General features: G+C 59.8%; 26 protein-coding genes. 11 read left to right on the plus strand and 15 right to left on the minus strand.

The features are described from left to right. Positions 1-6 precede the first annotated feature (6 nt). Together EKL02_RS05435 and EKL02_RS05440 are read left to right on the plus strand one after the other, a co-directional pair. Positions 7-1,260, plus strand: a complete 1,254-nt coding sequence (locus EKL02_RS05435; protein ID WP_128901098.1) for a YjgN family protein — start codon at positions 7-9, stop codon at positions 1,258-1,260. Further along, positions 1,257-2,339 (plus strand): M48 family metallopeptidase, encoded by a 1,083-nt coding sequence (locus tag EKL02_RS05440; RefSeq protein WP_128901099.1) that lies wholly within the window; start codon positions 1,257-1,259, stop codon positions 2,337-2,339. The genes EKL02_RS05435 and EKL02_RS05440 overlap by 4 nt, the downstream gene beginning before the upstream one ends. 43 nt (positions 2,340-2,382) lie before the next feature. On the opposite strand, the gene EKL02_RS05445 is transcribed toward EKL02_RS05440, so the two are convergent. From EKL02_RS05445 to EKL02_RS05455, 3 genes are read right to left on the minus strand one after another with little or no spacing between them, the layout of a single operon-like run. After that, complete coding sequence (locus EKL02_RS05445) at positions 2,383-2,883, minus strand: TPM domain-containing protein (protein WP_128901100.1); 501 nt, start codon at positions 2,881-2,883, stop codon at positions 2,383-2,385. Beyond that, positions 2,883-3,686, minus strand: a complete 804-nt coding sequence (locus tag EKL02_RS05450; RefSeq protein WP_128901101.1) for a TPM domain-containing protein — start codon at positions 3,684-3,686, stop codon at positions 2,883-2,885. Before EKL02_RS05450 ends, EKL02_RS05445 begins: the two co-directional genes overlap by 1 nt. A 26-nt stretch (positions 3,687-3,712) precedes the next feature. Further along, complete coding sequence (locus tag EKL02_RS05455) at positions 3,713-4,306, minus strand: LemA family protein (protein ID WP_128901102.1); 594 nt, start codon at positions 4,304-4,306, stop codon at positions 3,713-3,715. A 150-nt stretch (positions 4,307-4,456) separates the two neighbouring features. Here EKL02_RS05455 and pyrF point away from each other — a divergent pair, with 150 nt between their 5' ends. Next, on the plus strand, positions 4,457-5,284 hold the full coding sequence (gene pyrF / locus EKL02_RS05460) for an orotidine-5'-phosphate decarboxylase (protein WP_241687792.1): 828 nt from the start codon (positions 4,457-4,459) through the stop codon (positions 5,282-5,284). Positions 5,285-5,292: 8 nt separating this feature from the next. On the opposite strand, the gene EKL02_RS05465 is transcribed toward pyrF, so the two are convergent. From EKL02_RS05465 to thiL, 3 genes are read right to left on the minus strand one after another with little or no spacing between them, the layout of a single operon-like run. Continuing rightward, positions 5,293-5,772, minus strand: coding sequence for a CinA family protein (locus EKL02_RS05465; RefSeq protein WP_128901104.1), 480 nt, complete (start codon positions 5,770-5,772; stop codon positions 5,293-5,295). 41 nt (positions 5,773-5,813) lie between these two features. Then, the gene (locus EKL02_RS05470) at positions 5,814-6,338 is read right to left on the minus strand and encodes a phosphatidylglycerophosphatase A (protein WP_241687793.1); all 525 of its coding nucleotides are present in this window, start codon (positions 6,336-6,338) and stop codon (positions 5,814-5,816) included. Then, positions 6,335-7,303, minus strand: a complete 969-nt coding sequence (gene thiL / locus EKL02_RS05475) for a thiamine-phosphate kinase (RefSeq protein WP_128901105.1) — start codon at positions 7,301-7,303, stop codon at positions 6,335-6,337. Before thiL ends, EKL02_RS05470 begins: the two co-directional genes overlap by 4 nt. A 179-nt stretch (positions 7,304-7,482) precedes the next feature. On the opposite strand from thiL, the gene EKL02_RS05480 reads away from it, so the two are divergent. Continuing rightward, on the plus strand, positions 7,483-9,795 hold the full coding sequence (locus EKL02_RS05480; RefSeq protein WP_128901106.1) for an NADP-dependent malic enzyme: 2,313 nt from the start codon (positions 7,483-7,485) through the stop codon (positions 9,793-9,795). Between the two features lie 65 nt (positions 9,796-9,860). On the opposite strand, the gene EKL02_RS05485 is transcribed toward EKL02_RS05480, so the two are convergent. The 3 genes from EKL02_RS05485 to EKL02_RS05495 form a co-directional block, all read right to left on the minus strand. After that, the gene (locus EKL02_RS05485; protein WP_128901107.1) at positions 9,861-10,799 is read right to left on the minus strand and encodes a DUF808 domain-containing protein; all 939 of its coding nucleotides are present in this window, start codon (positions 10,797-10,799) and stop codon (positions 9,861-9,863) included. Between the two features lie 100 nt (positions 10,800-10,899). After that, a complete protein-coding gene (locus tag EKL02_RS05490) occupies positions 10,900-11,583 on the minus strand; it encodes an SOS response-associated peptidase family protein (protein WP_128901108.1) in 684 nt (227 codons plus the stop codon). 49 nt (positions 11,584-11,632) lie between these two features. Then, complete coding sequence (locus EKL02_RS05495; RefSeq protein ID WP_128901109.1) at positions 11,633-12,409, minus strand: alpha/beta fold hydrolase; 777 nt, start codon at positions 12,407-12,409, stop codon at positions 11,633-11,635. Positions 12,410-12,738: 329 nt separating this feature from the next. Here EKL02_RS05495 and EKL02_RS05500 point away from each other — a divergent pair, with 329 nt between their 5' ends. Together EKL02_RS05500 and EKL02_RS05505 are read left to right on the plus strand one after the other, a co-directional pair. Then, positions 12,739-13,287, plus strand: a complete 549-nt coding sequence (locus tag EKL02_RS05500) for a hypothetical protein (protein ID WP_128901110.1) — start codon at positions 12,739-12,741, stop codon at positions 13,285-13,287. Positions 13,288-13,353: 66 nt separating this feature from the next. After that, entirely contained in the window at positions 13,354-13,545 is a 192-nt protein-coding gene (locus EKL02_RS05505; RefSeq protein WP_128901111.1) for a Thivi_2564 family membrane protein, read from the plus strand. A gap of 43 nt (positions 13,546-13,588) precedes the next feature. Here the strand turns inward: EKL02_RS05505 and EKL02_RS05510 are convergent, their stop codons facing one another. After that, positions 13,589-13,933 carry a HopJ type III effector protein gene (locus tag EKL02_RS05510; protein WP_128901112.1) on the minus strand — a complete coding sequence of 115 codons (345 nt, stop codon included), beginning with the start codon at positions 13,931-13,933 and terminating at the stop codon, positions 13,589-13,591. A 173-nt stretch (positions 13,934-14,106) separates the two neighbouring features. Then, positions 14,107-14,436 carry a hypothetical protein gene (locus EKL02_RS05515; RefSeq protein WP_128901113.1) on the minus strand — a complete coding sequence of 110 codons (330 nt, stop codon included), beginning with the start codon at positions 14,434-14,436 and terminating at the stop codon, positions 14,107-14,109. Positions 14,437-14,642: 206 nt separating this feature from the next. Between EKL02_RS05515 and EKL02_RS05520 the strand changes: the two genes are divergently transcribed. Further along, positions 14,643-15,584 carry an MYG1 family protein gene (locus EKL02_RS05520; RefSeq protein ID WP_128901114.1) on the plus strand — a complete coding sequence of 314 codons (942 nt, stop codon included), beginning with the start codon at positions 14,643-14,645 and terminating at the stop codon, positions 15,582-15,584. Positions 15,585-15,594: 10 nt separating this feature from the next. Here EKL02_RS05520 and EKL02_RS05525 read toward each other — a convergent pair whose 3' ends face one another. After that, positions 15,595-16,416 carry a M90 family metallopeptidase gene (locus EKL02_RS05525; RefSeq protein WP_128901115.1) on the minus strand — a complete coding sequence of 274 codons (822 nt, stop codon included), beginning with the start codon at positions 16,414-16,416 and terminating at the stop codon, positions 15,595-15,597. A 5-nt stretch (positions 16,417-16,421) separates the two neighbouring features. Continuing rightward, entirely contained in the window at positions 16,422-16,928 is a 507-nt protein-coding gene (locus EKL02_RS05530; protein ID WP_128901116.1) for a low molecular weight protein-tyrosine-phosphatase, read from the minus strand. 226 nt (positions 16,929-17,154) lie between these two features. Here EKL02_RS05530 and EKL02_RS05535 point away from each other — a divergent pair, with 226 nt between their 5' ends. The 3 genes from EKL02_RS05535 to EKL02_RS05545 all read left to right on the plus strand — a co-directional run bounded on the left by EKL02_RS05535 (position 17,155) and on the right by EKL02_RS05545 (position 21,363). Beyond that, positions 17,155-18,246, plus strand: a complete 1,092-nt coding sequence (locus EKL02_RS05535) for a hypothetical protein (protein ID WP_128901117.1) — start codon at positions 17,155-17,157, stop codon at positions 18,244-18,246. Between the two features lie 237 nt (positions 18,247-18,483). After that, the gene (locus EKL02_RS05540; RefSeq protein ID WP_164931955.1) at positions 18,484-19,773 is read left to right on the plus strand and encodes a response regulator; all 1,290 of its coding nucleotides are present in this window, start codon (positions 18,484-18,486) and stop codon (positions 19,771-19,773) included. 186 nt (positions 19,774-19,959) lie between these two features. After that, entirely contained in the window at positions 19,960-21,363 is a 1,404-nt protein-coding gene (locus tag EKL02_RS05545) for a sugar dehydrogenase (RefSeq protein WP_128901119.1), read from the plus strand. A gap of 95 nt (positions 21,364-21,458) precedes the next feature. On the opposite strand, the gene EKL02_RS05550 is transcribed toward EKL02_RS05545, so the two are convergent. Beyond that, positions 21,459-21,776, minus strand: coding sequence for a BON domain-containing protein (locus EKL02_RS05550; protein WP_128901120.1), 318 nt, complete (start codon positions 21,774-21,776; stop codon positions 21,459-21,461). Between EKL02_RS05550 and EKL02_RS05555 the strand changes: the two genes are divergently transcribed. Next, positions 21,775-22,167: a hypothetical protein gene (locus EKL02_RS05555; protein WP_128901121.1), complete on the plus strand. Its 393-nt coding sequence runs from the start codon at positions 21,775-21,777 to the stop codon at positions 22,165-22,167. The genes EKL02_RS05550 and EKL02_RS05555 overlap by 2 nt on opposite strands. Here EKL02_RS05555 and yegQ read toward each other — a convergent pair. Beyond that, the gene (yegQ, locus tag EKL02_RS05560) at positions 22,082-23,446 is read right to left on the minus strand and encodes a tRNA 5-hydroxyuridine modification protein YegQ (RefSeq protein WP_128901122.1); all 1,365 of its coding nucleotides are present in this window, start codon (positions 23,444-23,446) and stop codon (positions 22,082-22,084) included. The two genes, EKL02_RS05555 and yegQ, sit on opposite strands and share 86 nt — an antisense overlap. Positions 23,447-23,454 lie beyond the last annotated feature (8 nt).

Genomic DNA, 23,454 nt, shown 5'->3' on the forward strand with positions numbered 1-23,454 from the left:
GACAGCATGACAGATGCGAGCACGCTAAGACTCGAAGAAATGCCGGCACCGCCCCCGGCCGGCAACCCCGCTGCGGCTGCACCGGGTCATGCGCAACCGGCGGCTGCCAGCAGGCAGCAAGCGGCAATCCCCGTGGCCACTACGGAAGCCCGGCGTTTTGAATTCACCGGCAGCGGCGGCGAGTACTTCCGCATCTGGGTCGTCAACCTTTTGCTGTCGGTCGTGACTCTTGGCGTGTATTCAGCCTGGGCCAAGGTGCGCCGCCTGCAATATTTTTACCGCAATACCTGCGTTGCCGGCGATATCTTCGATTACCACGGCAACCCCAAGGCGATCCTGAAAGGGCGCCTGCTTGCACTCGGCTTGCTGGTGGCATACAAGATCGCCTCCGAGCTGTCGACATTTGCCGGCTTGGCAGTTGTCCTGGTTTTAGTCGCCATCATGCCCTGGCTGCTGTCGCGGGCATTCCGCTTCAAGCTGGCCAATTCCAGCTACCGCGGCTTGCGTTTCCGCTTCCAGGGCACGGTCGCCCAGGCCTACCGCATGCTGATCCTGTTCCCGGTGATCCTTGCCTTCACCGGCCTGTTTGCCTGGAGCGTGTTCGCCTCATTCAACACCCGGCCGCGTATCGGCCTGCTGGTGATGGCAGTGGTGGCGTTGTTTGCCGTGTTGATGGCGACGGTGCCGCTCGCCCATTACCTGCTCAAGCGCTACCAGCATGACAATGCCTATTACGGCCAGTCGCCGTTTTTCTTCCATGCCGGCCCCGCGGCGTTTTTCAAGGTCTATGCCAAATCGATGGCAGTGGCCTCGCTTGGCGGCATTCCCGTGACCATTTTCGGCTTTCTGACGGGCGACCTGTTCGCGTATCTTTCGACCACGACATTCGGCTGGCTGTTCAAGATCCTGTACGGCATGGCCAGCGGCTACGCGTCGTATCTCGTGCTACGTTCCTACCTGGAAAGCCGCATCCAGAACCTGGTCTGGAACCACACGGAACTGGCAGATGTGTCCTTTGAAAGCACGGCCAGTGCGCGCAAACTGTTCTGGATCCATGCTTCCAACCTGGGGCTGATCATGCTGACGCTGGGCCTGTACAAACCGTTTGCGACCGTGCGCCTGGTGCGCTACCGCCTGGAGAACCTTGCAGTGGTGCCGCACGGCGACCTGGAAGAATTTTTCTCCGACCAGGCAGTGGACGGCGCCGGCGCCGCCGGCGAGGAGGCCGGCGAATTTTTCGATATCGATATCGCGCTATGATTGACGCCATTTACTTCGACGGTCAAAGCAGCCGCCGCCAGCCTGTGACGGTGGTCATGCACAAGCGCGTGGTGGCAATGCGCGGCGACGGCATCAAGCTGAGTCACCGGCTCTCCAGGTTGCGCGTGTCCGAGCGCCTCGACCATGCGCCGCGCATCCTTTATCTGCCAGATGGCAGCAGGCTCCACATCAGCGACCGCCGTGTCGACAAGCTGCTGGCCGCCAATGGCTACCGCGAACCTCGCGTCGTGCGATGGCAGCGAAACTGGATTCTGTCATTGCTGGCGCTGGTGAGCGTTTTGGCCTTGCTGCTGTCCGGCTACCAGTGGGGCTTGCCCTGGGCTGCCGACAAGGCGGCCAGGCATTTGCCGGCGTCGCTGGAGCAGCAAATCGGCGAGGGTCAACTCAAGCTGATCGACTCTCAATTCATGTCGCCCAGTAAGCTTGACCCGGTCGTGCAGGCGCGCCTGCAGCGGCTGTTTAGCCAGATGAAGCAGCCGCGCGGCGAGAAAACGCCCTATCGCCTCGAATTCCGGCACAGCCATATCGGGCCGAATGCCTTCGCCTTGCCCAATGGCGTCATCATCATGACCGATGAACTGGTGAACCTGGCCGAAAGCGACGAGGCCGTGCTGGGCGTGTTGGGCCATGAACTGGGGCACCTGCAGCATCGCCATTCCGTGCGCCGGCTGTTTCAGGCCCTTGGGGTCGGCGTGCTGGTGAACCTGTGGATCGGCGATGTCTCCAGCGTTTTGACATCGGTGCCGGTGCTTTTGCTCGACCAGAAATATTCCCGCGATTTCGAGCGTGAATCCGACCAGTACGCCATCGACATGATGCAGACCAACGGTTTGCCGTTGACGCCGATGGCGGTCCTGTTCGATAAAATGGGCAAGTCCGCTGCGCCGGACGATGGCGAGCATCGGCATGATGGCAAGCGCGCGGAGCGCCGGCGCGGCAGGGAGGAAGATGACGAGGCTGCCGAAGAGGAGGCTGAACCGCTGGAATACTTCAGTTCGCACCCCAGCGACGCCGAGCGTATTGCCCGCCTGCTGGCGGCGGACCGCAGCCGGAAATAGGGGAATGGCCAGCCGGCGCAAGACCAACCCGCGGCCGGCTGGCTCAGACGATCAGCGGCCGGTCCGATAATTCATTGGTACTGGCGCCCTGGCCGGGAAAGTGCCGGTGCAGCAGGTCATTGAGTTTTTCCAGGGCCGCCAGCACGCTTTGCGCATAGATGCCATTGGCAAAGCCCTCCGTCATGGTCTGGCACACGCTCTTCCAGTCTGCCGGTGTCAGCGCCCGGCCGCTGGCGCGGTCGGCAATGATTTCCACCTTGTGGTCCGCCAGGTTGATATACACCAGCACGCCGCAGTTTTCTTCGGTATCCCACACGCGGTAGAGCGAAAACAGTTCGCGCGCGCGGGCGCGTGAATGCGTGCCCTGGATCAGGTCGCCAAAGGGCAGGGCGGGCTCGATGATCAGCCGCACTTCTGCCCGGTGCTGCTTTTCTCCTGCGGCCACGCTTGCCTGGATGGCTTGCAGCGCCTGGGCGGGAAAAGCCTTGCGGGCGGCAGCGCTGCTTGTAAACAGGTGGCGGCAAAAACGCGAAATTTTATTCATCACCAGTCCCCCGAAGCGCCGCCGCCGTCGAAGCCGCCACCGCCGCCCGAAAAGCCGTCGCCGCCGCCGAATCCGCCACCGCCACCGCCAAGCCCGCCGCCGAAGCCACCCCGGCCGATATGGCTGCCGAGGATCACGCCGGCAGCCTCGCCCCAGCCATTGCGGCTGAAGCGCCGCCGTGCCGAGCGCGCGCGCGACATCATCACGAATACCATGAAGGCAAAAAACAGCAGCGGCATCCAGCCGATGCCATCATCCCCTGCGGTTGCGCTCTCGCCCGGGCGCGCTTGCGGCGCAGGAAATTTTTCCTGGGCCAGCAGGCTGGTGATGGCCGACACGCCCGCCGCCAGGCCGCCGTAGAAATCATTCTGGCGGAAATGCGGCGCAATCACGTCCTGCAGGATGCGCTTGGATTGCGCGTCCGTCAGCACGCCTTGCACGCCGCGTCCCGCCTCGATGCGCAGGCGGCGCAGCGACGAGGGGTTGTCCTTGGCCACCAGCAGGATGACGCCATCGTCAACGCCCTTGCGGCCGATCTTCCAGGCATCGGCCACGCGGATGCCGTATTGCTCGATGGCTTCCGGCTCGGTCTTGCTGACCAGGACAATGGCGATCTGGCTGCCGGTGCGCGTTTCATATTCCTGCAGCACGCTTTCCAGCGACTGGCGCTGCGCCGGCGTCAGCATGCCGGCGCTGTCGGTGACATGCGCCGTCAGCGCCGGCACCGGCACGAAGCCTTGCGCCCACGCCGCCTGTGCCAGGCAAAGGAGCAGCAGCGCTGCCAGATGGCGCAATTGCGTCATGCTCGTCGTCTCCGCGGGCTTGCCGCTTATTTGCCGAAATTGACCGCGGGCGCCGTCGAAATGGCCTTTTCATTTGCGACCGTGAAGGAGGGCTTGACTTCGTAATTGAACACCATCGCCGTCAGGTTGGTCGGAAAGCGGCGCGCCAGGATGTTGTAATCCTGGACCGCGACAATGTAACGCTGGCGGGCGACGGTAATGCGGTTTTCAGTGCCTTCCAGCTGCGACTGCAGGTCGCGGAACAAGCCGTCGGCCTTGAGTTGCGGATAGTTTTCCGCAACCGCCATCAGGCGCGACAGCGCCGACGACAGCTCGCCCTGCACTTGCTGGAACTTGTTGAAGGCTTCCGGGTTGTTCAGCACTTCCGGCGTGATCTGGAAGCTGGTCGCAGCTGCCCGGGCTCGCGTCACTGCCTCCAGGGTTTCCCTTTCATGCGAGGCGTAGCCCTTGACGGTATTGACCAGGTTGGGGATCAGGTCGGAGCGGCGCTGGTACTGGTTGACCACTTCGCCCCAGGCTGCCTTGACCGCTTCATCCTTGGACTGGAATTCGTTATAGCCGCAGGCCGACAGCAACGAAACCAGCAGCGCGATGGTGAAGTATTTCGTCCAGCGTTTCATATTGATTTCCCCTAAGAAAAAATGACCGTAATATATAGACTAAATTACCATGCTTTTCCCGGCTTGGGCGCACCTGCATCGGAATCGCTGAAAGGAAAGCATGACGCGTTACAATGCTTCTATTCGTTTCATTTCTACCGGATTGCCACCGTGACCGCCTTTACCGACAAACTTGCCGCCGCCTGGTCGGCCAATGATTCCCTGCTGTGCGTGGGGCTCGATCCCGACATGGAAAAGCTGCCCGAGCAGTTGCAATGGGAGCCGAATGCCATCTATACCTTTTGCAAGGGCATCATCGACGCCACCGCCGACCTTGCCTGCGCCTTCAAGCCACAGATCGCCTATTTCGCCGCCCTGCGCGCGGAGGAACAGCTCGAAGCCATCTGCAACTACCTGCGCGAGTATTATCCGCACATCCCCATCGTGCTCGACGCCAAGCGCGGCGACATCGGCGCCACTGCCGAGCAATATGCCCGCGAAGCGTTTGAGCGCTACCGCGCCGATGCCGTCACGGTCAATCCCTACATGGGTTTCGATTCGGTGGCGCCATACCTGGAATGGAAAGACCGCAGCGCCATCGTCCTGTGCCGCACGTCGAATCCCGGCGGCTCGGACCTGCAATTTCTCAACATCGACGGCCAGCCCCTGTACCAGCATGTGGCGCGCATGGTGGCGGAAAAATGGAACACGAATGGCCAGTGCGGCCTGGTGGTAGGCGCCACTTTCCCGAAAGAGCTTGAGCAGGTGCGCGCGATTGTCGGCGACATGCCGCTGCTGGTGCCGGGCATTGGCGCCCAGGGCGGCGATATTCCCGCCACCGTGACCGCTGGAAGAACGGCGGCCGGCGCCGGCATGATGATCAATTCCTCGCGCGCCATCCTGTATGCCAAACCGGCAGCAGGCGAGGAATACGCCCAGGCAGCCCGGCGCGTGGCGCTGGAAACGCGCGACGCCATCAATCGCGCGCGCGCCGCCTGACCTTGATATTACCGCAGGAACTTCAGCAAGCCCGTTAGCGCATGCGCTACCGTCTGGGTGCGCACGGCCTGGCGGTCGCCCTGGAAGACCAGCCGTTCGGTATGCGTGGCGCCATCCCTGGACCAGGCAAAGCAGACCGTGCCCACCGGCTTGCCCGGTACCGCGCCGCCCGGCCCGGCAATGCCGGTGGTGGCGATTGCCACATGGGCATTGCTGTTGGCCAGCGCCCCTTCGGCCATGGCGGCGGCAATTTCCTCGCTCACCGTGCCATGCAGGGCGATCGCCGCTGCCGAGACATCCAGCATGTCCGTCTTGGAGGCGTTGGAATAGGTGACGAAGCCGCAGTCGAACCATTCGGAGGAGCCGGCAATCTCCGTGATTGCCTGGGCCACGCCGCCGCCGGTGCAGGATTCGGCCGTGGTCAGCAGCAGGTTGCGGGCTTTCAGGGTGTCGCCCACCCGTGCCGCCAGATCGATGATGTCTTCCATGTGCTTGTCTCCTTGGCTGTTTTAATGGATGCCTCTGGTGCTTACAGCGAGCGCCATACCGCAAATACCAGCAGGGTATAGAACGCCGCCACGATATCGTCCCACATGACGCCGAAGCCGCCCTTGAGGCGGCGGTCGAAATAGCCGATCGGTGGTGGTTTCACCATATCAAAGAAACGGAACCAGAGGAAGGCCCAGACTTGCGTGGCCGTGTCGGCCGGCGTAATCAGCAACAGCACCAGCCAGAAAGCGATGATTTCATCCCAGACCATGCTGCCATGGTCGGCAATGCCCATGTCGCGCCCGGTACGCTCGCACGCCCAGATGCCGACCACGAAGCCGGCGGCAATGATGACGGCCCAGTTGAATGGCGTGAAGAAGCCGGGCCAGCGCGACGACAGCACGGCGAAGCTGAGCCAGGCCAGCAGGGTGCCCATGGTGCCGGGCATGACGGGCGACAGGCCGCTGCCGAAACCCTGCGCCAGCAGGTGCGCGGGATGCGCCAGCATGAAACCGGCGCGGGGCTTCTCGATATAGGGGCGCGGAACTGGGGGCGGAGTGGTCATGGGGAGGCGAAATGGTCGAAGGATGTCTGGGCGATTCTGGTCGGGCGGCCGGCGCCATCGGTCAGTCGCAGGCCAGGCGTGGCCTGGATGGCGCCGATGCGGGTAACCGGCGTGGCAGCGGCGCGCGCCGCGTCAAGCACGGCGTCGCGCCTGGCAGGGTCCGCGGTAAAGCATAATTCGTAATCGTCGCCGCCGGCCAGGCCATACTCGCGCTGCAGCACAGGCGGTTCGCTGGCCAGCATCGGCCCGGCTGGCAAGGCATCGACATCGATCACGGCGCCAACACCGGATTGTCGCAGGATGTGGCCGAGGTCGCCGGCCAAGCCGTCGGAAACATCGATTGCGGCGCTGGCGAGGCCGCGCAAAGCCAGCCCCAGGTCCAGGCGTGGTGTTGGCGCATGCAGGCGCGGCGCGGCCTCGTCAAGGCGTGCCGCATCCAGGATGCGTTCGCCGCGCAGGCCTGCCAGGGCCAGGCGCGCATCGCCCAGCGACCCCGAAACCCAGATGTCGTCGCCAGGCCTGGCGCCCGAGCGCCGCAGCGCCTGGTCTTGGGGAACTTCGCCAAATACCGTGATGCTGATGGTCAGCGGCCCTTTGGTGGTGTCGCCGCCGATCAGCTCGCAGCCATGCCGGTCGGCCAGCGCCAGCAAGCCCTGCGCAAAGGGCGCAAGCCATGCCTCATCCGGCGCCGGCAGGGCCAGCGCCAGGGTGAATGCGAGGGGTGTCGCGCCCATGGCCGCCAGGTCCGAGAGATTGACCGCAAGGCATTTGTGCCCCAACTGGAACGGATCGGCGCCGGCGAAGAAGTGCCTGCCTTCCACCAGCATGTCGGTGGAAATGGCCAGGTGCATGCCGGGCGACGGCGCCAGGAGGGCGCAGTCGTCGCCCACGCCCAGTGCGGCGGGGCTGCCGGGGCGCAGCGGTCGGGTGAAGTAACGGGCAATCAGGTCGAATTCGGAGAGCATGGAAGGATTGTACCGAAGGATGCTGCGCGCGTTGCGTCCCTGATAATTTTCCTTGAGGTAGCTCTGGCGGGAAGCTGGTTGTTAATTTGTAAATAATGGTTCGCCGATGGTTTGTCCATGAGCGTTGTCGGCCTGTCTGCTAAAATCGCTTTTTTAGCAAGCATGGAAAAGGCCGTTCGATGGATTCCGAAAAAAGCCGCAAGGAACAGGTACGCCAGCAATTGCGCGAGTCTGCGCTCTACTACCACCAGTTTCCCACCCCCGGCAAGATCAGCGTTACTCCCACCAAGCAACTGACCAACCAGCGCGACATGGCGATGGCGTATTCGCCGGGCGTGGCGGCCCCCTGCGAGGAAATCGTCGCGGACCCGAACAATGCCTTCAAGTACACTGCGCGCGGCAACCTCGTCGCCGTGATCACCAACGGCACCGCCGTGCTGGGCCTGGGCAATATCGGCCCGCTGGCGTCCAAGCCGGTCATGGAAGGCAAGGGCGTGTTGTTCAAGAAGTTTGCCGGCGTGGATGTGTTCGATATCGAAATCAACGAAAACGATCCCGACAAGCTGGTCGACATCATCGCGTCGCTGGAGCCGACCTTCGGCGGCATCAACCTGGAAGACATCAAGGCGCCGGAATGCTTCTATATCGAACGCAAGCTGCGCGAGCGCATGAAGATTCCGGTTTTCCACGATGACCAGCACGGCACGGCCATCATCGTCGGCGCCGCCATCCTGAATGGCCTGAAGGTGGTCGGCAAGGATATCCGGGAATGCAAGCTGGTGGTGTCCGGCGCAGGTGCCGCCGCGCTGGCCTGCCTGGACCTGATTGTCGACCTCGGTTTCCCGATCGAAAATATCTATGTCTCCGATCTCGCCGGTGTGGTCTATGAGGGCCGTACCGAGCTGATGGATCCGGACAAGGCGCGTTTTGCGCAAAAGACGTCCGCGCGCACCCTCGGGGACATCATTGCCGGCGCCGACATCTTCCTCGGCCTGTCGGCCGGCGGCGTGCTCAAGCCAGAAATGGTCAAGGCCATGGCGCCGCGCCCGCTGGTGCTGGCGCTGGCCAATCCGAACCCGGAAATCCTGCCCGAAGATGTGATGGCGGTGCGCGATGACGCCGTGATTGCCACCGGCCGCTCGGACTATCCGAACCAGGTCAACAATGTGCTGTGCTTCCCGTACATCTTCCGCGGCGCGCTGGATTGCGGCGCCACCACCATCAGCCGCCCGATGGAAATCGCGGTGGTACGCGCGATCGCCGACCTGGCGCAGGCCGAGCAATCCGACATCGTCGCCGCCGCCTATGGCGACAGCAACCTCGCGTTTGGTCCGCAATACCTGATTCCCAAGCCATTCGATCCGCGCCTGATGATCAAGATTGCGCCGGCCGTGGCCAAGGCTGCCGAAGAGTCGGGTGTTGCTCTGCGGCCGATCGCCGACATGGAGGCTTACGCTGACCGCCTGCAGCAATTCGTCTACCACAGCGGCACCTTCATGAAGCCGATTTTTGCCATGGCCAAGTCGGCGCCGGCCGAGAAGAAGCGCATCGTGTTTGCCGAAGGCGAAGACGAGCGCGTGCTGCGCGCGGTGCAGATCGTCGTCGACGAGAACCTGGCCAAGCCGATCCTCGTCGGCCGTCCGGCCATCCTGGCCAAGCGCATCGAGCGCTTCGGCCTGCGCCTGCGCCCCGGCGTCGATTTCGAGGTGATCAACACGGAATACGATGAACGCTATCGCGACTTCTGGCAGACCTTCCTTGCCATGTCGATGCGCAAGGGCATCACCGAGCCGTATGCCAAGCTGGAGATGCGCCGTCGTCACACCCTGATCGGTTCGATGATGATCCACAAGGGCTATGCCGACGGCATGATCTGCGGCACTTTCGGCAATATTCCGCTGCACCTGCATTATGTCGACCATATCCTGGGCAAGCGCGAAGGGGCGAATGTCTATGGCGCGATGAATATCCTCATCCTGCCGGACCGCCAGGTTGCGCTCGTCGATACCCACGTCAATGAAAATCCGACAGCGGAACAAATCGCCGAGCTGACCCTGATGGCGGCGGAAGAAATGCGCCGCTTTGGCTTGTATCCGCGCGTAGCGCTGCTGTCGCATTCCAACTTTGGCACCAGCAACAGCGAATCGGCGCTGAAGATGCGTGCTGCGCTGGCGATCCTGCAGGAAAAAGCGCCGGACCTGGAAGTGGATGGCGAAATGCATGGCGACACGGCGCTGGACTCGGCGCTGCTGAAAAAATCCATGCCGGATACGCGGCTCAAGGGCGCTGCCAACCTGCTGGTCCTGCCGAACCTGGATGCCGCCAACATCTCCTACAACCTGCTGAAGAACGCCGCGGGCAACGGTATCGCGATCGGCCCCGTGCTGCTGGGATGCGCCAAGCCGGTGCATATCCTGACGCCATCGGCCACGGTGCGGCGCATCGTCAACCTGACGGCATTGTGCGTGGTGGATGCGCTCTCGCAACGCTAGGCTTTTCGCTTGCAGGAACAAAAAACCGCCCGGTGCACGCCGGGCGGTTTTTTTCTGGGCAATTTTTAAGCTTGCTTGCGCATGCCCTTGAACAGGCGACCGGCCACGCTGACGACGCCGAGCACGATGGCGCCGGCAATGATGCCGGCAATGGCGCTCAGCAGTGTGGGCAGCAGCGCTGCCAGGATGCCGCCGACACCGCCGATGCCGGCGACGCTTGCGGCGGCGTCTTCAATGAAGTGATGCAGCGCGGGGATGCCATGGGTGAGGATGCCGCCACCCACCATGAACATTGCTGCGGTGCCGACGACTGACAGCGTTTTCATCAGCCAGGGGGCTGCTGCCAGCAAGCCCTTGCCGATGGCGCTGCGCACCCCGCCTTTCTTGCTCAGGTAAAGACCGGCGTCATCCAGTTTGACGATGCCGGCCACCAGGCCATAGACGCCAACGGTCATCAGCACGGCCACGCCGACCAGGACCGCCACGCGGGCGCCGAATGAGGCTGCCGCCACCGTGCCCAGTGCGATCACGATGATTTCGGCCGACAGGATGAAGTCGGTGCGCACCGCCCCCTTGATCTTTTCGTTTTCAAACGCGACCATGTCGACCTTGGGATCGTTCAGCGCATGCACCAGCGAGTCATGATGGGCCTGATCTTCAGCATTGCTGTGCAAAAACTTGTGCGCCAGCTTTTCCACGCCTTCGAAACAGAGGTAAGCGCCGCCCAGCATCAGCAGCGGTGTCACCAGCCACGGTGCCAGGGCACTGATGGCCAGGGCTGCCGGCACCAGGATCACCTTGTTTTTCATGGATCCCTTGGCAACTGCCCATACCACCGGCAATTCACGCTCGGCATGGACGCCAGAGACTTGCTGGGCATTCAGCGCCAGGTCGTCGCCCAGCACGCCACTGGTTTTTTTTGCCGCGACCTTGGTCATGGTGGCGACATCGTCGAGGATGGTCGAAATATCGTCGAGCAGGGCTAACAGACTGGATCCGGCCACAGGGGCGCTCCTTTGCAAAAAATTAAAAGATTGGCGATGCGCGATTAAAGCATACTCGGGCGTAGCGGGCTACTGCCGGCCGCCGGAGAAGCGCATCGCACTATAGCAAGGGGAGGTTTTCCGGTTTGGGAGAGGCTTTGCGCAGGGGAACCTTGGGCGCGGGGGTCGGATGAAGTTTCTCAGCAGGGTAGGCAGCAAATAAATTGCGCGCCGCCTCCGCATCGGCATGCAGCCAGGCGTCGTATTGGTCGGGTTCCAGGATCACGACCATGCGTTTTTCGTCGCCGGGCTTGTGAAAGCGCTGCAGCAGCGGATGGTGGTCGGCATTAATCGTCAGCATCGAGAAGGACACCAGCGGCCGGTCGTCGGGCCCGCCGTGCGGCCGCCATTCCCAGATACCGGCGATGCCCAGGTCCTGCCCCGCATCGCTGCCGATCTTCCAGCGCACCGCCTTGCCGCTCTCGTAATTCGGCTCGAATATGGCCTCGGCCGGCACGATGCAGAACTGGCGCTTTCGAAAGGCGCTGCGGAACGAGGGTTTTTCGGCCACGGTTTCGGTGCGGGCATTGTAGGTATGGCGTGCCAGCTTCAGATCGGCCCAGGCTGGCACCAGGCCAAAGCACGCCTCCACACATTCGCGCGTCTGGCTGCCATCGTCGGCAAGACGCACGATCGGCGCCATGGAGCCGGGAAAGGCTTCCTTGCCGGTGCCGTGGCGGGGCGGGGCTACGCCAAACTGGCTTTGCAGCCGTTCTGTTCGGGAGGGGAGGTAATTGGCGCACATGGTTTATTGTAGGCCGAATCGCCATGGGCCGGCATGCCGCGTGCAACGTTTATCCTCGCAAGAAGTCTGCCAGTCGTTTCAGGCAGGCCTCGTTCGCGCAAGCCGAATTGTGGGTCGTTCCTTGCAACACCTCGACGACCGGTTGCAGGCGGCGGAAAGAAATGATCAGCGCCTCGGAACTTGCGCGAGGGATGACTTCATCGTGTTCCGCCAGCAGGATCAGGGTGGGGGAATGCACGTGGTCGGCACGCGCTGCTGACATGAACTTGTCCTTCAGCAGCAGCGATACCGGGAATTGCGGAAAACTGTTTTTCGCGACGGTTTCGATACTGTCATACGGCGTAATCAACACCAGCCTGGCGATTTTTCGTACCGTTGCCAGGAAGACCGCCACGCCGCTGCCCAGGCTTTGGCCGATTACGGCCACATCGGGGTGGCGTTTCCCAACGAAATCGAACACCGTCACCGCGTCGTACAGCAAGGCGGCTTCGCTCGGATTGCCGCTGCTGCCGCCATAGCCCCGGTAATTTACGAGGTACACCGGCCGGTCCGGAAAAGCCTTGAGAAATAACGGAATCAGGCGCGACACATCCTGGGCATTGCCGCCGAAATAAATCAGGGCACTTCCCTGCGCTGGCCCGACCCGCAGGATTTGCAGAGTTTCGCCATCGCTGCGCAAACCGATGCGCTCCACACCGGGCATCGGGTCTGTCGCCGCCGGAGTCGGATAGTAGAGCAGGGAGCGTTGATTGGCATACAGGTAGCCGCAAGCACCGACATAGAGTAGCGCAACAAACGAGAAACAAGTGACGGCAAGCTTCAGCATGGTGTCCGGCGGAACAAGGCGCCGAGCGCCTTATTGGTAAAGACCAGGTGAATGTGACAGCAAGATGACGCAATAGTACCCGCGTCGCTTGACCACCTGCGGAGATAAATCAAGCGGCTGACTCACCGGCATGAACAACGTGCCAGATTTGTGTTGCAACGAACATTGCTACGCCGGGCTGCAATGATGGTCATGTATTTGCACCTGCTCAAAAAAAATGCCTGACGATGGATAGATGAGCAAGATGTCTTGTCAATGATAAAGGATTCAAATTTATAAATCCTAGGGATGGTATCCACGCAATTTTTTACATTCACAAAGGACGAAAAATGAAAAAGATAATTGCAGGTTTTTTGTTTGCCGCAGTAAACCTGGGGCTTGTGTCGGCGGCAATTGGTGCAACCAATGACGCGAGAGCCACCTATCAAGCAGAAAAACAGCACGCGTCCGATGCCTACAAGGCAGCGCACGGGCAATGTAAGGCGTTAAGTGGCAACACGAAGGACGTTTGCATCGAAGAAGCCAAGGCTGCCGAAAAAAAGAGCAAGGCAGATGCGGAAGCAAAATACAAAAATACCGACAAGGAACGGCTGAAGGCGCGGAAAGTCGCGGCAGACGCCGACTATGACGTCGCCAAGGCAAAATGCGGTGCCAAGTCCGGCAATGAAAAAGATGTCTGCATCAAGGAAGCAAAGGCCGCGCAGACCAAGACAAAATCTGACATCGAAATGAAGAAAGAAGTGGGCGAAGCCAGATCAGAGGCGGCCGAAGAAAAGAGCGATGCCAATTACAAAGTTGCGATTGAAAAATGCGATGCCTTGGCTGGCCCGTCCAAGGACGCTTGTGTCGCATCGGCCAAGTCGAAATATGGCAAATAGCTGCTGATAGGCAAGAGTGTCTATGAAAGATGTCTTTGCGGTTTATAACGCCTCAAAGGGGGAGTAATGAACTTGATCATTAGTCTTATTATTTACCTGGTCGTCTTCGGGCTTATCTGGTGGTTGATCAGCCTGTTGCCGCTGCCTGCCCCTGTAGGAACGATCGTCCGGATCCTGTTCGTTGTTCTATTGATCTGGATAATTCTGTCCGTGGTCGGCATCGTGCCAGGCGGACCATTACCGCAACTTCGCTTCTAGTTTGACGGCCCTGCATGCAAGCTTGCTTGCAGGGCCGCAGGCCTTACCTGGCTACCAGGGGCATGTTCTCGAATTTCACGCCGGCCCAGCCCGTCTTCATGAAATTGCGAATGTTCTGATGGTCAGTCGCGTCAGGATGTTTCAGGACATCGTCGCGATAGTAGCTGCCGAAGCAAGCCAGCGTCTGTGACTCGCTGAACTGGTTCAGCAAGGCAAATGCAAACAATTTGCAGGAGCCGGAATTCTGCCCGGCTTCATTGCGCAACGCGCCGTTGGTGAAGGCTGCCGGCGTAAATGCATAGGCATTGTCGACGATGGCCATGGTGTCGGCAAATGCGATCGCCTCAGGAGTGGCGTCGAGTTTTTTAAGGAAAGCGGAAATATCCATGCTTGATGTAATCTGTTGTTAGATAGATTGAAGAACCAGGTGCGCAGCCTGATTTAATGCGACCGTCATTCTATCCTAAGGCAGGGACATATCCTAAAGGCAGGGGTGGTGCAGGCCCGAGTTGGCGCGCGACTTCCTTGCGAACATCCAGCAGCCCCCGAGAACCACCGACCTTATTTCGCCAGGCTCGCACTGTCGGCAACAATACGGAAGATCTCCCATTTCGGCGTGCCGGAAACAATGAAGGGTTCCAGGTCCTTGCCCCATTGCTTATGGGCTTCATTGGTGGCCAGCTTGTCCCAGGAAGCGCTGAGCTCACCCAGGTCTTTCAACAAAATTTCTGCCTGCACCGTGGATTCTTTTGCGCCGACCGAGCCGGTGAGAATGCGCGCTTCTGTCCAGCCGATGGCACTGCCGATTTCCTTTTGCCATTTGACCATAAAATCAATCACGGTCTGCTTATGCCCGAAGCGGGCATCAATGCTCCAGCGTGCAAGAATCATGGCCGGCTCCTGGATGAATGGTCGATTGAATGGTGAATTCCCTACTTAACACTATAGAAAGCAGAGCTAACGGCTGCTTGCGGGAGCGCAAATGAGACGTTCTGGCGAGATGTTTCAAATAGAAACCAAATTATTTGCCTGCGGTGCCAGAAAATTGCGACAATCACTGTAAAAATATTCGACACACGCGACAAGAAGGAGCATTAGTGATCATTGCCACCCATTCAGGGAAATTCCACGCTGACGACGTCTGGGCGGTCATGGTGCTCGACCTGGTATTTCCAGGTTGTGAACTGCTGCGCACCCGCGATGCAGCGCGTATCGCCGCGGCAGATTTTGCAGTGGATGTCGGCGGCATCTGGGAGCCGAAGTCCGGGCGTTTCGACCACCACCAAAAAGGGTTTTCCGGTGCGCGGCAGTCGGGGGTGCTGTATGCAAGCGCCGGCCTGGTGTGGCGCGAGTACGGCGCGCGATGCGTTGCGCTACTGGCGCAGAAGTATGCCGGCCATGCGCTGGCGGACCGGGATGCCCAGGATATTGCCCACGCGATTGACAGCGACGTCGTGCAGTATCTCGACATGTCCGATACCGGTACGGCGCGCAATGCGCCGGGCGGATACGGGCTGTCGGCCGTGGTTTCCGGTTTCAACCTGAACTGGCTCGACGAGCAGCAGGCCGGCGGTGCCGAAGCTACCGAGCAATTACGGAAAGACAAATTCTTGCGTGCCATGGAATTCATGGCGGACGTGCTCGTCAACCAGGTGCGCTATCGTGTCGGCAGCATGCTGGCGGCAGCTCTGGTGCGTGCAGGCAAGCGTCTCGAAGGTGGCCGGCTGCTGTTTCTGGAAAACGCCGCGCTGCCATGGAGTTCGATCGTGCGCAAGGAAATGCCGGAAGTGTTATTTGTGGTCAGCCACAGCATCGCCGAGAACCGCTGCATGCTGCACACCGTTCCGGCAACTGCGGATACGTTCGAGGCGCGCCGCGATTTGCCGGCCGCCTGGGCTGGCCTGCAGGGCGCCGAACTGGCAGCGGCATGCGGCGTGGCCGATGCAATCTTTTGCCATAACGGCCGTTTCATCGCTGCGGCAACCTCGTTTGATGGCGCGCTGCAAATGGCGCGGCTGGCGCTGGCTGATGCTGGCTGATGCCGGCCAATCAATGCCAGTCGAACGGATCGACCCGGTAAAAGTTTTTCAGCTGACGGTATAGCTCCGGGTGCATGGTTGCCATGGCTTGCGGCTGCTCGAAAAATACTTCTGTGATGACCGCAAAAAATTCCGCCGGGTGCTCGGCGCCGTAATAGTCGAAGAGCGTGTCGAGCTCGGCATCGGCGTGCTGCCGTAACTGTTCATATTCCGCGCCAAGCGCTTCCGACCAGGGACGATAATGTTCGGCGCGGGCCAGGATCGGGGCGCCGGTCGCTGCGCCTTTTTCCTGGTCGAGCTGGTGGGCAAATTCGTGGAGCACCACATTGCGGCCGTCGCTGAAGAAACGCGCGTCATCGGCCGCGTCCTGCCATGACAGGATCACCTGGCCATCGCCCCAGGATTCGCCGGCCAGCTCGTCATGGTATTCGGACAGCACGCCAGCCTCGTCGATCTCCTGCTTTTTCACCATGAAGGCGCCTGGATAGATCAGGATGCGTTCCAGCTTCGGGTAGTAATCGGTCTTGCGGTTCAGAATCAGCAGGCAGGCTTGCGCCGCGATGGTAATGCGCATTTCGTCGTCGACGTCGAGTCCCGCGCAGCCGATAAAGTCCTTTTCAGCGAGGAAGACCTGGATGTGCCCGCGCAACTGGGCCTGTAGATCCGGCGGCAGCAGACGGTAGTAGGGCACGCGGCGGCGCAAAATGGCCAGCCAGGCCAGCGGGAAGGCTTGCTTGCGCCGTTGGTCGCGGCGGTAATCGATGTAATAAGGCTTGCCAATCAGCCAGCCGAGGTAAAGCAGGCACAGGCCCGCCACGATCAGCATCGACATGCGATTTACGCGACGCGGGGTACGACGGCGAGTTCCTTGCGCAAGTCGGCGAGCAAGCCATCCGATGCATCTTCGATGTAATCCAGCACGCGGTCAAAACCGCTGCCGCCGCCGTAGTAAGGATCGGGCACCACGTCCGAAGGCGAATTGCGGGCAAATTGCATGAACAGCGCCAGTTTGTGGCGATGCTGCGGCGGACAAGCCGATTGCAGCCTGGCAAGATTGTCGCGATCCATCGCCAGCACGTAATCGAAATCCTGAAAGTCTGCAGCGGCGACCTGGCGTGCACGTTGCGCGGAAAGATCGTAGCCGCGCCGTGCGGCAAACGCCTGTGACCGACCGTCAGGCGCATTGCCCGTATGGTAATCATGGGTGCCGGCAGAGTCGATGTGGATTGTGTCCCCAAGGCCAGCTGCTTCCACTTGGCAACGGAATACGCCTTCCGCCGTCGGTGAGCGGCAGATATTGCCCATGCAAACAAAGAGAACGGAAATTTTTCGGGATGACGACATTGCGCAATGGTGAGTAAGTCAAGGCGGCCGGTTGTTCATGTTGTCCAGAAAGAAACGACAACGTAAAACAAGCCAATTTCCACCAATCATAACAAGAGTTCACACCAAGCGTGCTCCTAGCCGAAATGCCAGTTTTCATTCCAAAAATTTGTCGTAACATTTAGTCAATTATAAAAATGGCACTAATAGCCACAGACTTCCCTTAACCATAAAAAATGGAGACACAATGAAATTTGCCTTAAAGATGCGGCAGGTATTTGCATTGGGCCTTTGCGCCGTGGCGCTGCAAGGCTGCAAGATCGATACGCTCATTTCCGGTACCGTCATTAACGGTGCGCCCAATCCGAATACGACGCTGGCCTGGTCTGAAGGCGGCGCGTTCACGGCAGACGGCAAGCTTTACATCATTGGCGGAGACCAGCCCTTTTCGTATGGGCCAGCCGGTGTCATCATCAATGGCACGTCATCGATCTATGAAGTGCGTAAAAATCCGAACGGCAGCTTCACCAACGTGGCAATTGTCGATGGCAATGTCGGCGGCCGGCCCTGTTATTTCGGCGGCCTGACGGCAGTGCGCCAGGTCCTGTATGCCACCTGCACCAATGTTTCTGAGCAAATGCCGGCTTCGGTCCTGTACCGCGTTGACACCAGCAAGGCACTGACTGACCGCACCCGCGTTGCAAGCACGCCCCTGATGACGCCGGCATTCCAGCCCAATGGCATTGCGGTCGACTGGCGCGGCGATTTGTACATCGCCAACAGTGCATCATTCCTGGCCACCGTGGTGTATGGCGTGCCCAATGTGCCTGCAATCGTCAAGGTCAAGATTGCCGACCCGGTGGCATTCCGCATCACTGAAACCGGCTGGCTTCCGGCACTGCTGGGTGGCTACGCACCGAATGGCGCTGCAATCTCCGGCAATAACCTGTATCTGCCGAGCTTGAATGTCATCTATCGCGTGCCGATACTCTTGAACGGCAGCGCCGGCATCCCGGCCATCGTTTATCAGGCGCCCAAGACCAACATGTTCGATGCCGTGACCGTGTTGCCGGGCAACCGCCTGGCCGTGCCGGAAATTACCAATCCGGATCCGACTATCGTGCAGGCCGTCTATCCGGGCACGCCGCCGGCAACCTCCCTGACGACCCAGTTGACCCAGATCGATGCTACTACCGGGAAGTTCATTGACAAGGCGCCGTTCCCTGCCCATGCGCGTCCGAGCAGCATCACGGTGTCACAAGGAACAATGTTGCCGTATGGTTCAGCAGTCGTCACCGATGCCATCGGCTCTGGCGGCCTGTACCTGATGCAGAAGTAAGCGCAAGCACAGGGGAGCAAAAAGCCCGCCGCGCAAGGGGCGGCTTTTTGCATTCCCGCTAACGCTCTGTGACCGACGCGGGTGCCATGGCCAAATCTGATGCCGCACCATGAATGCCGGGGCGTGATGTTGTGGAAATAAAACATGTTGCGCCAACAGTGCGTTCCTGCCTGAATATCACTTAACATGGCTGCATAAATAATTGCAAAACAATGCATGCCAAGGCTGGGGAGAGACATGAATCGCAAACAGGCACTCATCGTCGATGATTCGAAAACCGCGCAGTACCTGCTCAAGCGGATGCTGCAGCAATACGACCTCACTATCGATGTCGCCGGCTCGGCAGAAGAAGCCCTGGCTTACCTCAGCTATAACCATCCGGCAGTTATTTTCCTTGACCAGCAAATGACCGGCATGACCGGTTTCGAAGCGCTCAAGACGATCAAGGCCAATCCCCATACCGCGCTTATCCCGGTCATCATGTATTCGTCGCAGAATGACGACCTGTTCGTCAGTCAGGCCATCGCGCTAGGGGCGCAAGGGGTGTTGTCCAAGGGCGCCATGCATCCGGCAAACCTGCAACAGGTGCTCGAGCGTTTGAATATCCGCTTGCATCCGCCAGGCGCTGCGCAAGCTGCATCTGCGCCGGCCATGCCGGACACGCCCACGGCCGAAGCAGTCCATGAAGTTGCACCGGCCGCAAGGAGCATGGCGGCGATCGAGGCAGCCGATCTCGACAAGGTGCGCGCCCAGGTGGGCCGCCTGTTCGAGCTGCATATTGCCGATATCAAAACGCATCTGAACAACAGCACGCAATTCATCCTCAAGCGCCTGTCCACCAGCATCGACCGGGCACCACAGCGCGACGCAGGCATTTCTGCCAGTTCACTTGCAGGCATGAAGGCAACTATTGCTTCCGCGCTTGCGGCGGAGCGCCAAAAGGGATTGCGAACCAACCGCCTGTTGCTGATGGCGACTATCGGCGTGATGCTGGGAGTAGGCTATCTGTTATTGCAGATGCAGGCCGATGCTGAAAGCGCCTCGCAAAAAGTCCTCGCGGCCCTGGAAGCGAAAAATGCCGACCGGTCCATGATGACGGTGGCAGCGCTCACGGCCGCGCCCGGCGACAAAAGTGCCGAGAAACCTGCGGCCATTCGTCCTGCGTTGCTGCAGGCGATCAGCTGGGCACAACATGCGGATTTTCACTTCGATTATGGCGAGCCGCCACTGAGCGGTGCCCGGCTCTCGAACCTGCACCAGCTGGTGCAACTCCTGGCGGACGGCGGGTATCGCGGCGCCCTGGTGGTCAATCTCAATTTTGGCAATTTTTGCCTGGAGCAGGATGAGACAAATGCACTGCGGCTGGCGCGCAGCGATGTCAAGGTGAGTAATTGCAAGATGCAGAGAGATCAGAGCGGCCAGTTTCCTGTGAATGACTATCTGACCTTGCAATACCAGTCCTTCGAAAAAAACCTGGCCCCCTGCAGGATGGCCGTATCAATATCCGGCTGGTCAGCAACGGCATGAACACACCGACCGTTGCCTACCCGCAGACGACACCGCAACTGACTGCCGGCGAATGGAATCGAATGGCTTCAAGGAACAATCGCATTTCAGTGTTTATTCCGGAATAACGTCAAGTTTAAAGTAGGAAACGTCTGGCCAGCCTCGGCCCTGATCTTGCATGTAGGTGTGAATTTGCAGGAGAAGATCATGGCTTTCCGGTATTGTTCACGGCGATGGTTTTCTGGCGGGGTGATCGCTGCCCTGGCGTGCAGTATTCTGGCATGCGGCAGCGGTGGTGGCTCGGCGGCTGCACCTGTCTCCGACCAGTCACCGGCTGCGCCGCAGCAACCGGCTGTGCCAAAAGCCGCGGCGGCGGCCTCTGTGCAGGTCGTGCTTGAAGTGCCGACTTCCCTGGCGACAGCGCCTTTCGATACCGAGCGCAAGCTGACGGTCCCGCCCGCTTTTGGCATGCGCTTGTGGGCCAGACTCGCCGGTGCGCGTTTCCTGGCGCTTGCCCCCAACGGCGACATCCTCGTGTCGCATCCCGGTTCGGGGAAAGTGTACCTGCTGCGCGAGCGTACAGGTGATGTTCCCCAGTCGTTTGAGTTTGCCGGCGGCATGCAAAAACCGCACGACATGGTATTCCATACAATCGGATCTACCACCTATTTGTACATTGCCGAATCACAGCAGGTGACGCGTTCCGAATACCGGCCTGGGGATACGCAAACGCGTGCGCGAGATGTCATCGTGGCCGGCTTGCCCGATGCGTCCAACACCGAGTTGCAGGGGAGTTATTTCCATGAATTGAAAAACATTGCCTTTTCGCCTGACAATCGCTTGTATGTATCCATCGCTTCATCCTGTAATGTTTGCATCGAAGATACGCAAAGCACGCCCCAGCGCGGCGCGATTTATGAATATGCCGCGGATGGCAGCAACGGCCGCTTGTACGCACGGGGCTTGCGCAATGCAGAAGGGCTCGCTTTCCTTCCGGGCACAAGCACATTGTGGGCGGCAGTAAACAATCGCGATGAAATACCCTATCCATTCGATAATGATTTCGATGGCGACGGGATGAGCGACCTTGGCAAGATACTGCCTGGCTATGTCGATGACAATCCGCCCGAGCCTTTCACGCAGGTACGCGACGGCGGACATTACGGCTGGCCATTCTGTAACAGCCAACCCAACCCAGCGATGAGCAACCTGGAAGCCGTCAGGGATGACACGCTCAACCGCGACGGCAGGTGGATGGATTGCGCCACTGCCGATCGTGTCTCGAAGGGATTGCGCGCGCATTCTGCGCCGCTCGGCATGAGCTTTTTGCATGGTAGTGCGGTGGTGGAATCCTATCGCAGCGGCGCTGTCATTGCCCTGCACGGATGCTGGAATTGCACCAGTTTGCGGGCTGGCTACAAGGTTGTGTATTTCCCGTTTGACGCGAAAGGCAATGCCGGTAACGAAATTGACCTGGTCAGTGGCTTTGTCACTGATCCTGATGCGCGCACGGTATGGGGACGTCCGGTCGATGTCATTGCCGATGCAAAAGGCAACTTGCTGGTATCGGATGATTATGCCGGGGCAATCTATCAACTTTATCCGAAGTAAGGGCGCGCATCCATAGTGAACGGCGCACCTGAATGAGGCCCCTCGGACTGAGCGCTGTAACAGGGGACCGGCGAATGTGCTGGTCCCCTTTTTATTTATTTATTTCGCGGCTTGATTTGCAAATTGTTTTTTACGGAGGTTACGCCCGACACCTTGCTGGCGATTTCCACGGCTTTGCGTGCCTGTTCTTCATTGTCGACAAAACCGGCGAGAGATACTACGCCGCGGTAAGTATCGACATTGATGGCCGCTGCTTCACCCATACCCGCATTTTTGGCAATCTCGGTTTTGACGCGCGACGTCAGGGCTGCATCGTCGATCACTTCACCGGTACCCCGGGAGGTTTTGGTTGGCGTGCAAGCGGCCAGACCCATGGCAAATACGATGGAAAGACAGGCGAGGAATTTTTTCATGATGAACCCTTTCTTTTCGGTATTGATTCAAGGCGAACAGGAATATCAAGGTGTGGAATGTGCAATTTCAAGAGATGGCATTTACCATGCCCATTTTTATAGACCACTGATATCCGGACAAATTGCCAAAAAAGAAGCGCTCGGGATTTATGAATATCAAGTAAAGAGCGGTAAGAATTGTCCCGATGCAAAGAAATTTTTGCATTCAACGAAATCGTTCGGAATTCGTAACGCCGGCACGAAAGGTGGGCAGATTACCGGCCCTGCAGCAAAAACCCCGCTTAGGCGGGGTTTTTATTTAATGTTTACAACAGCCGCGCCAGCAGCGCCTTGTCATATTGTGCATCGAGCGCGATGCGCACCCGATGGCCACTGCCTGGCGCAACCGTGATGGGCGTGCCGTCGATTGCCTGCATCTGCTCCAGCGCGACGACCTGGTTGCCGCGCGGGTGGATCACTTCCAGGCGGTCGCCGACGGCAAAGCGGTTTTTTACATCGACTTCAGCCCAGCCATCGGTGACTGATTGCACATCGCCGACATAGTGGCTGCGATGCAGTTCCGAGAAGCCGTTCATGTAATTCTGGTGGTCCTGCGTGTGGTGGCGCTGATAAAAGCCGTCGGTATAGCCGCGGTTGGCCAGGCCCTGCAACTCGCCCAGCAAGTCCATGTTGAAAGGCTTGCCGGCCACGGCATCGTCAATGGCGCGGCGATACACCTGTGCCGTGCGCGCGACGTAATAGAGCGACTTGGTGCGGCCTTCGATCTTGAGCGAATCGACGCCGATCTTCACCAGCCGTTCGATATGCTCGACCGCGCGCAGATCTTTCGAATTCATGATGTAGGTGCCGTGCTCGTCTTCCAGGATCGGCATCATCTGTCCCGGGCGGCCGGCTTCCTCAAGCAGGTAAGGGCGGTCTGCCAGCGGATGGCGCGGCATGTCGCCCAGCGCGGAAAAGGATTGATTGGCTTCTTCCAGCGCCTGCTGGTAATTGAGCTGGACGGTTTCGACGGGAATGCGCGCAAGGTCGCCACTGGCATCCTCGGCCGCCTCGACCGTCTTGTAATCCCAGCGGCAGGAATTGGTGCAGGTGCCCTGGTTGGCATCGCGATGGTTGAAGTAGCCCGACAGCAGGCAGCGGCCGGAATAGGCGATGCACAGCGCGCCATGCACGAATACTTCCAGCTCCATCTCCGGGCAGGTCTGGCGGATTTCCTCGATCTCGTCGAGCGACAGTTCGCGCGACAGGATCACGCGCGTCAGGCCCATGCGGTGCCAGAACTTCACATCTGCCCAGTTCACTGCGTTGGCCTGGACCGACAAGTGGACCGGCATGTCCGGCCACTTGTCGCGCACCATCATGATCAGGCCGGGGTCGGCCATGATGAGGGCGTCGGGCTTCATGGCGATTACGGGCTCCATGTCGCGCAGGTAGGTCTTCAGCTTGGCATTGTGCGCAAAGATGTTGCTCGCCACAAAAAAGTTCTTGCCGCGCGCATGGGCTTGCGCAATGCCTGCTGCCAGCGCCTCGTGCGTCGAAAATTCATTGTTGCGGGCGCGCAGGCTGTAACGCGGCTGGCCGGCATAGACTGCGTCGGCGCCGAAGTCGAAAGCAGCGTGCATCTTGTCGAGGGAACCGGCGGGCAGGAGGAGTTCTGGAGCGCGAAGCATGGCAGGAG

Origin of the sequence: Janthinobacterium sp. 17J80-10, assembly GCF_004114795.1 — a bacterium.
Taxonomy (GTDB): Bacteria; Pseudomonadota; Gammaproteobacteria; order Burkholderiales; family Burkholderiaceae_D; genus Paucimonas.

Coding starts and splice junctions, on each gene's coding strand:
- EKL02_RS05540 (WP_164931955.1), top strand. CDS start 18,484: ATGAATCGCAAACAGGCACTCATCGTCGATGATTCGAAAACCGCGCAG.
- EKL02_RS05480 (WP_128901106.1), top strand. CDS start 7,483: ATGGATTCCGAAAAAAGCCGCAAGGAACAGGTACGCCAGCAATTGCGC.
- EKL02_RS05450 (WP_128901101.1), bottom strand. CDS start 3,686: ATGACGCAATTGCGCCATCTGGCAGCGCTGCTGCTCCTTTGCCTGGCA.
- EKL02_RS05525 (WP_128901115.1), bottom strand. CDS start 16,416: ATGTCGATGCTGATCGTGGCGGGCCTGTGCCTGCTTTACCTCGGCTGG.
- EKL02_RS05510 (WP_128901112.1), bottom strand. CDS start 13,933: ATGGATATTTCCGCTTTCCTTAAAAAACTCGACGCCACTCCTGAGGCG.
- EKL02_RS05515 (WP_128901113.1), bottom strand. CDS start 14,436: ATGATTCTTGCACGCTGGAGCATTGATGCCCGCTTCGGGCATAAGCAG.
- EKL02_RS05490 (WP_128901108.1), bottom strand. CDS start 11,583: ATGTGCGCCAATTACCTCCCCTCCCGAACAGAACGGCTGCAAAGCCAG.
- EKL02_RS05435 (WP_128901098.1), top strand. CDS start 7: ATGACAGATGCGAGCACGCTAAGACTCGAAGAAATGCCGGCACCGCCC.
- EKL02_RS05440 (WP_128901099.1), top strand. CDS start 1,257: ATGATTGACGCCATTTACTTCGACGGTCAAAGCAGCCGCCGCCAGCCT.
- thiL (WP_128901105.1), bottom strand. CDS start 7,303: ATGCTCTCCGAATTCGACCTGATTGCCCGTTACTTCACCCGACCGCTG.
- EKL02_RS05465 (WP_128901104.1), bottom strand. CDS start 5,772: ATGGAAGACATCATCGATCTGGCGGCACGGGTGGGCGACACCCTGAAA.
- EKL02_RS05500 (WP_128901110.1), top strand. CDS start 12,739: ATGAAAAAGATAATTGCAGGTTTTTTGTTTGCCGCAGTAAACCTGGGG.
- EKL02_RS05550 (WP_128901120.1), bottom strand. CDS start 21,776: ATGAAAAAATTCCTCGCCTGTCTTTCCATCGTATTTGCCATGGGTCTG.
- EKL02_RS05535 (WP_128901117.1), top strand. CDS start 17,155: ATGAAATTTGCCTTAAAGATGCGGCAGGTATTTGCATTGGGCCTTTGC.
- EKL02_RS05505 (WP_128901111.1), top strand. CDS start 13,354: ATGAACTTGATCATTAGTCTTATTATTTACCTGGTCGTCTTCGGGCTT.
- EKL02_RS05495 (WP_128901109.1), bottom strand. CDS start 12,409: ATGCTGAAGCTTGCCGTCACTTGTTTCTCGTTTGTTGCGCTACTCTAT.
- EKL02_RS05445 (WP_128901100.1), bottom strand. CDS start 2,883: ATGAATAAAATTTCGCGTTTTTGCCGCCACCTGTTTACAAGCAGCGCT.
- EKL02_RS05555 (WP_128901121.1), top strand. CDS start 21,775: ATGATGAACCCTTTCTTTTCGGTATTGATTCAAGGCGAACAGGAATAT.
- EKL02_RS05455 (WP_128901102.1), bottom strand. CDS start 4,306: ATGAAACGCTGGACGAAATACTTCACCATCGCGCTGCTGGTTTCGTTG.
- EKL02_RS05470 (WP_241687793.1), bottom strand. CDS start 6,338: ATGACCACTCCGCCCCCAGTTCCGCGCCCCTATATCGAGAAGCCCCGC.
- EKL02_RS05530 (WP_128901116.1), bottom strand. CDS start 16,928: ATGTCGTCATCCCGAAAAATTTCCGTTCTCTTTGTTTGCATGGGCAAT.
- yegQ (WP_128901122.1), bottom strand. CDS start 23,446: ATGCTTCGCGCTCCAGAACTCCTCCTGCCCGCCGGTTCCCTCGACAAG.
- EKL02_RS05545 (WP_128901119.1), top strand. CDS start 19,960: ATGGCTTTCCGGTATTGTTCACGGCGATGGTTTTCTGGCGGGGTGATC.